Below are 10,197 nucleotides of genomic sequence, written 5' to 3' on the forward strand. Positions count from 1 at the left end.
TGATTACTGCTCGTCGGTATAATAATTGATCCCTATTTTAATTCTGTCACGAGTTTTTTGTTTTCGCCAGGCATTGGTGTCTCTTAAGGAGTAAACACAACCACAATACTCCTGTTTATAAAATTCTTCCCGTTTAGCGATCGCATACATTCGTTCAGAACCACCATTTTTTCTCCAATTATAAGTCCAATATACCAAATCGGGATAATGGCTTGCTGCGCGAACGCCACAATCGTTAATTTGATTCATATCCTTCCAGCGCGAGATCCCTAATGAACTGCAGATAACCGGAAATCCGTTTTCATGAGCATATAAAGCGGTTCGTTCAAAACGCATATCAAAACACATGGTACATCGTTTACCGCGCTCTGGCTCCCACTCTAAGCCCTTGGCTCGCTCAAACCAATTGTCCTTATCATAATCAGCATCAATAAAAGGAATGTGATGTTTTTCCGCAAATTTTATATTTTCCTGTTTTCTAATTTCATATTCTTGCACCGGATGAATATTGGGATTGTAAAAATAAATAGCGAATTCAATTTCAGAAAATACCAGTGCCTCCATTACCTCTCCGGAACAAGGGGCGCAGCACGAATGCAATAGTAATTTATTCGCTCCATTAGGTAATTCCAGTCGTTCTCTTTGTATCATTTTGTTACTTCCGGCAAGTTGATGAAATGCTGACGATAATATGCTAGTTCATTAATTGAATCTTTAATATCATCCAAGGCAAGATGCTTGGATTCTTTAACAACTCCATTCAATAATTCAGGCCTCCAACGAATAGCCAATTCCTTTAAAGTGCTTACATCCAGATTTCGATAATGAAAAAAAGCAGCCAGCTCAGGCATGTATTTATATAAAAATCGTCTGTCCTGACAAATACTATTCCCACACATAGGTGATTTACCTTTATCCAGGTATTGTTTTAAAAAATCGATGGTCAATTGTTCTGCCTGGGCTTCACCAATATGACTTTCCAATACCCTTTTTACCAAACCAGACTGATTGTGTTGCCTTGTATTCCATGCATCCATTCCATCAATCAGGGCTTTGGGTTGAGACACAGCAATCACAGGACCTTCAGCTAAAATATTCAGGTGAGGATCTGTGACAATAGTTGCCATTTCAATAATTCTATCCTGCTCAGGATCCAATCCTGTCATTTCTAAATCTATCCATATTAAATTGTGATTATTTTTCATTTCATTTCCAGGAATTTAGTAATTGTTTTACGCGGGCTACACGACGTGCATGCAAAGCCTCCTTGATGGCCTTTCCTTCATAGCCTTGCTCTATTAACTCTTTGGGGGTTACTTTAACACATTCAGATAAAATTTTAGACCATAATTCTCTTTGTTTATAGTCTAGCGAGTTTCCACGCCCCTCAACATCCGCCTGGCAAGCGATCAATAATTGATGAAACAGATTGGGCCTTCTAAATGCATCGGTACGCTCCAATAAATTCACCATAGTATTAGCTCGCAATTCGAAAAAACGGTGAATGGTCAAATGATGCCGTGAAACAAGAGTAGCCAAAACACGGTAATCATTGGGTATTCGCAATCGCATACACAAAGCTTCGATTACAGCAACTCCAGTCTCTTCATGCATATAATGTTTTGGCCATTCGCGTATCGGCGTCATGGCTTTACCCAGATCATGTACCAAAGCAGCAAAACGGATTACAGGATCCGGGCTTAAGGCTACCGCCGATTGCAAGACCAATAAACTATGGATCCCGCTATCTATTTCCGGATGATGTTGATAGGGATTAGGTACCCCAAACAATGAGTTAATTTCAGGCAGAATCACTTCAAGAGCGCCACAAGAACGCAAGGAAATAATAAACTGCTCGGGATTTTTCTCTTCCAGGCTCCTTTGGAACTCTTGCCAAACTCGCTCAGGAACCAGATGAGATAACTCACCTCGTTTAACCATCTCATACATTAAAGAACGCGTTTCATTTGCCAGAGTAAATCCTAGACTATGAAATCGGGAAGCAAAACGGGCGACTCTGAGAACCCGTACCGGATCCTCTATAAAAGCCGGAGAAACATGCCTTAATATTTTACGTTCAATATCCCTTTGCCCGTGATACGGATCAATTAACGTGCCTTGCTCATCCATCGCCATGGCATTAATAGTTAAATCACGGCGTGCCAGATCTTCCTCCAAAGTGACCTCGGAGCTAAAATCACATTCAAAGCCATAATATCCTGGAGCTGATTTTCGTTCCGTTCTTGCCAAAGCGTATTCTTCATTAGTTTGAGGATGCAAAAACACTGGAAAATCACGACCTACCTGCCTAAACTTCATGTTGAGCAACTGTTCTGGAGTTGAACCAACCACAACCCAATCACGCTCCTGAATTGGAATGCCTAATAATTGATCCCGAACCGCTCCACCCACCAAGTAGACTTTCATTAAATAGGATTTACCTTCATACTGTATCATTAATAAACGAGACAATTATAATATAGATCGATACCATGAGTAAAAGACGAATCAATAAACAACAAACCGCACGTATTGAAAAAATACAGCAAAATTATCAAGAGGCAAAAGAAAACAATCCTGACTCTCTTGCTGATGGTTTAGTGATTACTCGATTCAGCAGACATGTTGAAATTGAAGACAATCAGGGAAATCGCATACGATGTTCGATCAGACCCAATCTGGATACCTTGGTCGCTGGGGATCGAATTGTCTGGCAAATGGAAGGAGTAAAACAAGGTGTAGTAGTCAGTCTTTATCCCAGAGGAAGTATCCTGGCAAGGCCTACCAGCACCGGTTTAAAAAAACCTGTGGCTGCGAATATCACTCAACTCATTATTGTAATAGCCCCTAAACCTGAAATTAGCTGGCCATTGCTCGACAGTTACCTCATTATGGCTGAAATCCTCCATCTTCACGCGTTGATTGTCCTGAATAAAACCGATCTTCCCTGCGATGAAATCAGAACACAATTAATCAATGATTATCAGAATTTAGGCTATCCCATCATCATGACCAATAAAAAAGAATCCATTGGATTTGAACAACTCAAACAAAGCCTGAACCATCAAATTAATGTTTTTGTAGGGCAATCCGGTGTTGGAAAATCGTCTATGATTTCAAGAATTCTTCCACATGAAAAAGATATTGCGACAAATGAGCTTTCTGAAGGCAGTGAACTAGGGCGACACACTACAAGCAACTCGCGCTATTATCATTTACCAAGCGGTGGTGCTTTAATCGACTCACCAGGTGTTAGAGAGTTCAGTCTCTGGGATATGGAATCCTCCCTGCTTGCCCAGGGTTATACTGAATTTAAACCATTCCTGTCTCGTTGCAAATTTCGAAATTGCACCCATGTTGACACCCCGCACTGTGCCATAATTGCAGCAGTACAGAATGGTGAGGTATCATTGAGACGCTATGAAAATTTTATAAAACTATGTACTCAATTTAGCAAGAACAAATATTAAATCGCGTCTATCCAGGTTCCGTAAACAAAATTTAGTTATTGCATAAAAAACCTTCATTGCGAGTGTTAGCGTAGCAATCCAGATCAAATCTTCGCTAACACGCTGTAATGGATTGCTTCACTTCGTTCGCAATGACGACTTATTTGCAATAGATTAAAAATTCGTTCACAGAACCTAGAGGCTGTTGGCATTTCATTTTTTCAAGCCTACTTTCCGCGACTTGTTCACGGAATAGATAGATTTTGCGCAAATCAAGAATATATTGCGCCTATAAAGAGTGAATTGGATCCCGCGAACAAGTCGCGGGACGTCGAAACTTGAAGGGATTATCGAAGCTTGCCAGTCTCAACGTCCTAAGACGCTATCATGGCTATTGTCAGCACACCCTGATGTTTTTATAAGGAGCTACCACAAATGTATTTGGAAATCAGATTACGTTGGAGCACCCAAATAATCCAAACACTGAGAACTATTGCTAGCTACTTCCAATTCACCAACGGTTAAAATAGGACGCGCCAGGTTTCTAAGATAAGACAACATCGATTGGCGTGAACTCTCAGTCAATTTCAGGCTTGGCGAACTCGACGCTTCTTTGAACGCATCAATAATGCAACTTACCTGTTTTAAACCGGTCATTGAAATGGAAACTTTTGATTTATCGGCACGACAAACAAAGCTGTAAAACAACTGGGGATGTCCAGGCTGACTTAAATTGATTTGATTTAATCTGTTTCCAATATGATGAGCACAATTATCGAGAAAGACAGTGCTGGTTTTACCTAAATCATACAATTGCAGTAACCTTATCAAATCTGTTTTATCCTCTGCATCAAATTTCTTCAATAAGCGAGTAAAAAATATATTCACTCGAAACCGCTTTAATAAGTCACTGCCTGTTTGTGCATACGTATGGAGTAGTTCATCAAGAAATAAATTAATATGCGGTGTTATAACAGAACTTGTCGGTTTAAAACGTAATAATGCATGAAGTATTAACTCGGGTTCATGCCAATATACACCTAACCTATTCAGGGTTTCTTGCCTTACATGCTCATACCACCTTGTTGTAGAATAAAATCCTGAAATCCAGGAAAAAAAACCCATTTTTACAGGAGCCGGAGCAAAATAGTGCTGCTTTACAAACAAATAAATGGCCTCTAAATCCTGCTCCCTGTTTTCATTTAATGCAGGTAAAAAACAGTTATAAATTTCCATAGCCTCAGGAAAAACATCATTGTTCAAGTCCCACAGACTGATTGTCCTCTCCGTTAAAGGCCACATTTCAAAGGCAGAGGTCATCAATGATACGATTAAACGGTAACAATGCTTCAAAGGTTGGTGATGATCCTCAGAGGAAATACTCACGGACTGCCCGCTGCTACTGCTACTTGAAGCTAGCGAGGTGATTGAGTTGTAAACAGATTCTAAAATAGCAAGAGAGCTTTTCAATGCAGGGTTAATATTATATAACCACAGCAACAATGTATGAAGCAATTGATCCAAATCATAACTGCGAGACATGTTGATTGCGATTAAAAAGTCCAATAAGTAATAGTCCTTTGATTGAAAGGATATCTGTTGCCCATAAAAACAATTAATATTGTGTAAATCACCCTGGGCAAGAAGCCGAAAAAACTCATTGGCTGACCTTTTAAAATTCGTATAATCTGCGCCAGCATTTTTAAAAGTATGATATTGCTCTACCAACCTTAATAAACGAGGTAAAAGTTCCATGGGCAATTCCCCGTTATCCAACAGACGGGGAAAAACTTTTCTATTCAAAAAATCCCAAAAGTTTACAAAAACTTCACTGCCAATTTTAAACTCACCATTGGTCTGCTTGCAGGATTTGAGCCTGCTCAGCTCATCAACAGTCACCAGATGCAATTTGATATTTGAAAGATCGCGATAAGTAGACAGCATAAAACCATTTTTTAATAAATGCTCACAAAACCCTCTTTTACGGTACAGAGTGTGTCCTCCATGCCCTACATAAAAATTGTCCATTCGGGTTGTTTCAGTTAAACAAGTTAGATTGTTAAAATCTTTGTCATTGGTTATAAAAGGAATTAATATCTGAAACAGATGTTTATTGTTCTCTTCAGCTAATTTCTGGGCAAAATTAATCCATAGCTGATTTATTCCCTGAGAGTTCAAAGTATAATCGTCTTCAGTATCCTTCACACTGATCCATCGTTCTTTATAGGATTCCAATAAAAACTGAACATCTGCAGAACTAAGAACATCCTCTGGGTCACTATCTTTAAACCGAGCGGATAGAGATTGATATAACTTGATATCACAGGGAATTAATGGACCTGACGCACCTAACTCCTGTATAAGCTGTATCACTCTGAGCACTAACAAGGGACTTAATATCTGAAACAGCTGTTTATTGTTCTCTTCAGCTAATTCCTGGGCAAACTTAATCCATACCTGATTAATTCCCTGAGAGTTCAAAGTATAATCGTCTTCAGTATCCTTCACACTGATCCATCGTTCTTTATAGGACTCCAATAAAAACTGAACATCTGCAGAACTAAGAACATCCACTGGGGCACTATCCTTAAACCGATCGGATAGGAATTGATGTAACTTGATATCACAGGGAATTGTTGGACCTGACGATCCTAACTCCTGTATAAACTGTATCACTCTGAGCACTAACATCGAAAATAACAATCCTTTACAAAATCAAAATTGGACGGAGTATAGCTGTTCAATAAATAGCAAATCCTAATAATAACCTAATCCAGGAATCAAGATAAGCTTTTCCAAAAAATAATCAATTCAGATAATCCTCTTTCGATAAGTTCCTAGCCAGCAGTCTTTAAATATTTTAGTGTATAATGAGTATTATTAAGCTTTTATTTTGCCATGTTGATTGAGCATGCTTAAATTATTTCCAGGATAAGTCATGACATTATATATTTATTGGTTCTTATTAGCATTGATTCTGCTTGGTCTGGAACTGGCAACAGGAACTTTTTATTTACTCATACTCGCCATTGCAATGGCTATTGGTGGCATCTTCGCGATGTTAGGTCTGTCGTTTTCAACACAACTTTCACTGGCAGGATTGGCGAGCATCGCCGGTATTGTTTTGTTACGTCGCTGGAAAAATGAGCATCCTTCCGATGCAACATCTTTAAACCTGGACATCGGTCAACCAGTCGTTGTGTTAACGTGGAGAGATAATGAAACAGCACGTGTCTTTTATCGAGGCACTGAATGGGATGCAGAGCTGGAAGCCAAAGAGATTAGACATGAAGGCAGCTTTTACATCAAGGATGTTCGAGGTTCTGTTCTAATATTAACAAATCGAAAACCGATTTGACTTGCGGATATACTGTATGGAGGCGTTATGGAAATTGCATTATTGATTTTAGTTGTAGCAGTAATTTTTATCGTTACAGCATTGAAAGTTGTACCACAACAAAATTCATGGATAGTTGAACGGCTGGGTAGATTTCATGCTGCATTGTCACCCGGATTGAATGTCGTCATCCCCTTTATCGACAGGATCGCATACAAACATATGCTCAAAGAAGTTCCTCTGGACGTACCCAGCCAAATCTGTATTACTAAAGACAACACCCAATTGCAAGTTGACGGTATCCTGTATTTCCAGGTCACTGATCCCAGACTTGCGTCTTATGGTACCAGTGATTATGTATTAGCAATCACCCAGCTCGCTCAGACCACCTTACGTTCAGTTATAGGAAAAATGGAGCTGGATAAAACATTTGAAGAGCGAGAACATATTAATGCCGCAGTGGTAGCTGCGCTTGATGAGGCAGCTACGAGTTGGGGGGTAAAAGTATTACGCTATGAAATTAAAGATTTGACCCCTCCAAAGGAAATTATCCATGCGATGCAAGCCCAGATTACTGCAGAGCGTGAAAAACGCGCTCTGATCGCCGCCTCAGAAGGGCGAAAGCAGGAACAAATTAATATTGCCACCGGTGAGCGAGAAGCCTTTATCCAAAGATCTGAAGGAGAGAAACAATCTGCAATTAACCGCGCACAAGGTGAAGCTGAGGCCATTAAAGCAGTAGCTTCAGCTAATGCTCAGGCCATTCAACAAATAGCCCAGGCCATCCAGTCATCGGGAGGCATGGAAGCTGTAAATTTCAAAGTGGCAGAGCAATATGTAGAAGCCTTTTCCCAGGTAGCTAAAGAAAACAATACTCTCATCCTGCCAGGAAACCTGGCGGATCTGGGAGGATTAGTTGCAACGGCCATGAGTATTGTAAAGAGTAAAAAATAATCCCGATAGGGGCAAAGCAATTATTAACCCCTGAGTATCATGCAGATAAGGTGAGTTTTAAGGAGACCGCGTCATGAATGCCATTATTCACACCGGTGATGGTATTCTGCGCTGCTCTGATATTAATAAGCTCTCTCTGATAAAAAGCATGACCGTAACTGAAATCAACAGTCAAATGCTCCAGCATTTGATATCCCATAGAAAAACCAACAGTCAAACTATCACCAGTACCTATTTGAAACGCTCCATTTGAAGGAGATTGATTATAAGTTCCTGCAACCCTGACCTTCCATTTTGACGATAAATTATAAATCGATCCCAAGGTCAAAAGCCAACTATTATGGAAGTTGTAGTCTATGCGTCCCCTTGGAACAATAAATGCCTGGCGTCCAGATTGCGCTACAAAATTATAGACATAAGCCTCTTTAAATACATCCCATTGAAGGTATTGAATGGTTCCCACAAAGCCAAGCTTTTCATTTAGAAAGTGACTCAGTGAAAAAACGCTTCTCGCGGGTGTCCAGAATTTAAAATGAAAATCATCTGATGAGACATATTCTGGACTGGTGATGGTACTGGTTCCTTTAAAGTTATAAGTAATTGTACTACGGTAATTGAATCCTAAAGAGGTCCATTTACTTAATTGAATCAAAATCCCCAAGTCACCACCTAAGCCCCTTGCTTTAGTATTATTGATACTTCGGCTGTCAGGAATATTTAAACGGGGCACACCTGAAATCGGCTCTTGGTACAAGTGAGCACGAGAGATATTTAGATTTCCACCTACAGATAAGAATTGATTAATTTTAATGCCTATTGCTGGTACTAAATCTACAGCATCCGTTTGATTACGCGACTGCACGTAGCGAAGAACAGAATGATTATCCAGATCCCGATTAAAATCATTAATTACCAGTGCAAAACCACCAGAAAATTTATCGTTTATGGGAACGCTGAGGTACATAGAGGGCAAAATAAAATGTGATTTTGTAGTCACAGCCCCTGACTCGGAAACACCGAAGGGAACTTGTTGTGCGCTTCCAGCAAATTGAAATTGCGCTCGTGCCATGGTTCCTAAAAGAATAAGTTGTTGATGGGGAATTACCGTTAAGGCAGCCGGATTAAAATAAACCGCTGTAGCGTCTCTAACAACTGCAGCTCCTAATGTTTGTTCAATAAAAGAGGCATGTAATAAACTGCTTAATAACAGAAGCCCTATAGTCACATAATGCTTAATACCGATTGATCTTGCCATTAACGTCCAGGTTAAAAATGTAGTTCTATTTTATTTGTAAGATCATTTTTGAGGTTACAGACTCTTAAGTCAATATGTATTATATAACATAGGATTTTTTCGCTTCACTTATGCAGTTAGATGATCTATATGGGATATATACGCTATAGTATAATCAACATCTTTTGGTAGAGAATGCTATGGCAGACGTGATTAATCTGAATAAGAAAAGAAAAGCTAAAAATAAAGTGGAAAAGGAAAAAAAAGCTTCTGAAAATCGTATTAAATTCGGAAGGACAAAAATAGAAAAGCAATTAGATCAGCAAGACTTTGAACGACAACAACGTCATCTGGATGGCCACAAATTAGAAAATATAGATAAAAATAACGAGTAATTATTCTGATATCCTCACCTAATTCATGATCGCCACGAAATAAATTAATCTAGTGTGCTCCATAGTATTTGCAATTTTACGTAACGATAAGCTTCAAGATAAACCGATCGAATTTGCTTATGGAAACACCAAGGAAAGAAAGAAAACTGACGAAGAAAAAAATACCTACGGAAATTTAATATATCCTTATGATTTTAAAATCGATAAATAAATTGACAAAAAAAAAGCGGCTAAAAAGCCGCTTTTCTGGAATAAAACCCTGGCGATGACCTACTTTCGCATGAGGAAACCTCACACTATCATCGGCGCATGTTCGTTTCACTTCTGAGTTCGAGATGGGATCAGGTGGTTCCAAACCGCTATTGTCGCCAGGAAAACTGTTTGCCTTCAGATTGATGATTGGTTTCAATCAACAAGCCCAAGGACTGGTAAAGATTCGAGGTAACACATTCTACTCTATTTTATCGTCTACTTCTATAACCCAAAGTAATTCAGATTATATGGTCAAGACAATCAGCCAATTAGTACAAGTTAGCTTCACACATTACTGCGCTTCCACACCTTGCCTATCAACGTCGTAGTCTTCAACGGGCTTCATGGGAAAACTCATCTTGAGGGAGGCTTCCCGCTTAGATGCTTTCAGCGGTTATCCCGTCCGAACTTAGCTACCCGGCTATGCCACTGGCGTGACAACCGGTACACCAGAGGTTCGTCCACTCCGGTCCTCTCGTACTAGGAGCAGCTCCTCTCAATTTTCCTACGCCCACGGCAGATAGGGACCGAACTGTCTCACGACGTTCTAAACCCAGCTCGCGTACCACTTTAAAT

9 protein-coding genes and 2 rRNA genes are annotated in these 10,197 nt (G+C 39.6%); 4 read left to right on the plus strand and 7 right to left on the minus strand.

The annotated features are described in order from the left end of the window. Window positions 1–3: 3 nt before the first annotated feature. From G543_RS0104000 to G543_RS0104010, 3 genes are read right to left on the minus strand one after another with little or no spacing between them, the layout of a single operon-like run. The gene (locus tag G543_RS0104000) at window positions 4–651 is read right to left on the minus strand and encodes an epoxyqueuosine reductase QueH (RefSeq protein WP_028383390.1); all 648 of its coding nucleotides are present in this window, start codon (window positions 649–651) and stop codon (window positions 4–6) included. Then, window positions 648–1,205, minus strand: coding sequence for an oligoribonuclease (gene orn / locus G543_RS0104005; RefSeq protein ID WP_028383391.1), 558 nt, complete (start codon window positions 1,203–1,205; stop codon window positions 648–650). The genes G543_RS0104000 and orn overlap by 4 nt, the downstream gene beginning before the upstream one ends. A 1-nt stretch (window position 1,206) precedes the next feature. Beyond that, window positions 1,207–2,427, minus strand: a complete 1,221-nt coding sequence (locus tag G543_RS0104010; RefSeq protein WP_028383392.1) for a multifunctional CCA addition/repair protein — start codon at window positions 2,425–2,427, stop codon at window positions 1,207–1,209. Between the two features lie 65 nt (window positions 2,428–2,492). On the opposite strand from G543_RS0104010, the gene rsgA reads away from it, so the two are divergent. Next, entirely contained in the window at window positions 2,493–3,470 is a 978-nt protein-coding gene (gene rsgA, locus G543_RS0104015) for a small ribosomal subunit biogenesis GTPase RsgA (RefSeq protein ID WP_028383393.1), read from the plus strand. A 432-nt stretch (window positions 3,471–3,902) separates the two neighbouring features. Here the strand turns inward: rsgA and G543_RS0104020 are convergent, their stop codons facing one another. Then, the gene (locus tag G543_RS0104020) at window positions 3,903–6,140 is read right to left on the minus strand and encodes a hypothetical protein (RefSeq protein WP_051190570.1); all 2,238 of its coding nucleotides are present in this window, start codon (window positions 6,138–6,140) and stop codon (window positions 3,903–3,905) included. Between the two features lie 247 nt (window positions 6,141–6,387). Between G543_RS0104020 and G543_RS0104025 the strand changes: the two genes are divergently transcribed. Together G543_RS0104025 and G543_RS0104030 are read left to right on the plus strand one after the other, a co-directional pair. Next, a complete protein-coding gene (locus tag G543_RS0104025; RefSeq protein ID WP_028383395.1) occupies window positions 6,388–6,807 on the plus strand; it encodes an NfeD family protein in 420 nt (139 codons plus the stop codon). Between the two features lie 27 nt (window positions 6,808–6,834). Beyond that, window positions 6,835–7,740 carry an SPFH domain-containing protein gene (locus G543_RS0104030; RefSeq protein ID WP_028383396.1) on the plus strand — a complete coding sequence of 302 codons (906 nt, stop codon included), beginning with the start codon at window positions 6,835–6,837 and terminating at the stop codon, window positions 7,738–7,740. A gap of 37 nt (window positions 7,741–7,777) precedes the next feature. On the opposite strand, the gene G543_RS0104035 is transcribed toward G543_RS0104030, so the two are convergent. Next, window positions 7,778–8,995: an OmpP1/FadL family transporter gene (locus G543_RS0104035; protein WP_051190571.1), complete on the minus strand. Its 1,218-nt coding sequence runs from the start codon at window positions 8,993–8,995 to the stop codon at window positions 7,778–7,780. A gap of 179 nt (window positions 8,996–9,174) precedes the next feature. Here G543_RS0104035 and G543_RS0104040 point away from each other — a divergent pair, with 179 nt between their 5' ends. After that, complete coding sequence (locus tag G543_RS0104040; protein WP_028383398.1) at window positions 9,175–9,369, plus strand: DUF4169 family protein; 195 nt, start codon at window positions 9,175–9,177, stop codon at window positions 9,367–9,369. Between the two features lie 257 nt (window positions 9,370–9,626). Here the strand turns inward: G543_RS0104040 and rrf are convergent. Next, window positions 9,627–9,742: ribosomal RNA gene (rrf, locus tag G543_RS0104050) — 5S ribosomal RNA — on the minus strand. A gap of 127 nt (window positions 9,743–9,869) precedes the next feature. Further along, window positions 9,870–10,197, minus strand: a 23S ribosomal RNA gene (locus G543_RS0104055); the annotation flags it as partial.

Source organism: Legionella moravica DSM 19234, from assembly GCF_000423305.1.
In the GTDB taxonomy this organism is placed as follows: Bacteria; Pseudomonadota; Gammaproteobacteria; order Legionellales; family Legionellaceae; genus Legionella; species Legionella moravica.

Bases quoted from the DNA above. Each gene is read 5' to 3' on its own strand.
- G543_RS0104000 (WP_028383390.1), bottom strand. From the start codon at position 651: ATGATACAAAGAGAACGACTGGAATTACCTAATGGAGCGAATAAATTA.
- orn (WP_028383391.1), bottom strand. From the start codon at position 1,205: ATGAAAAATAATCACAATTTAATATGGATAGATTTAGAAATGACAGGA.
- G543_RS0104010 (WP_028383392.1), bottom strand. From the start codon at position 2,427: ATGAAAGTCTACTTGGTGGGTGGAGCGGTTCGGGATCAATTATTAGGC.
- rsgA (WP_028383393.1), top strand. From the start codon at position 2,493: ATGAGTAAAAGACGAATCAATAAACAACAAACCGCACGTATTGAAAAA.
- G543_RS0104020 (WP_051190570.1), bottom strand. From the start codon at position 6,140: ATGTTAGTGCTCAGAGTGATACAGTTTATACAGGAGTTAGGATCGTCA.
- G543_RS0104025 (WP_028383395.1), top strand. From the start codon at position 6,388: ATGACATTATATATTTATTGGTTCTTATTAGCATTGATTCTGCTTGGT.
- G543_RS0104030 (WP_028383396.1), top strand. From the start codon at position 6,835: ATGGAAATTGCATTATTGATTTTAGTTGTAGCAGTAATTTTTATCGTT.
- G543_RS0104035 (WP_051190571.1), bottom strand. From the start codon at position 8,995: ATGGCAAGATCAATCGGTATTAAGCATTATGTGACTATAGGGCTTCTG.
- G543_RS0104040 (WP_028383398.1), top strand. From the start codon at position 9,175: ATGGCAGACGTGATTAATCTGAATAAGAAAAGAAAAGCTAAAAATAAA.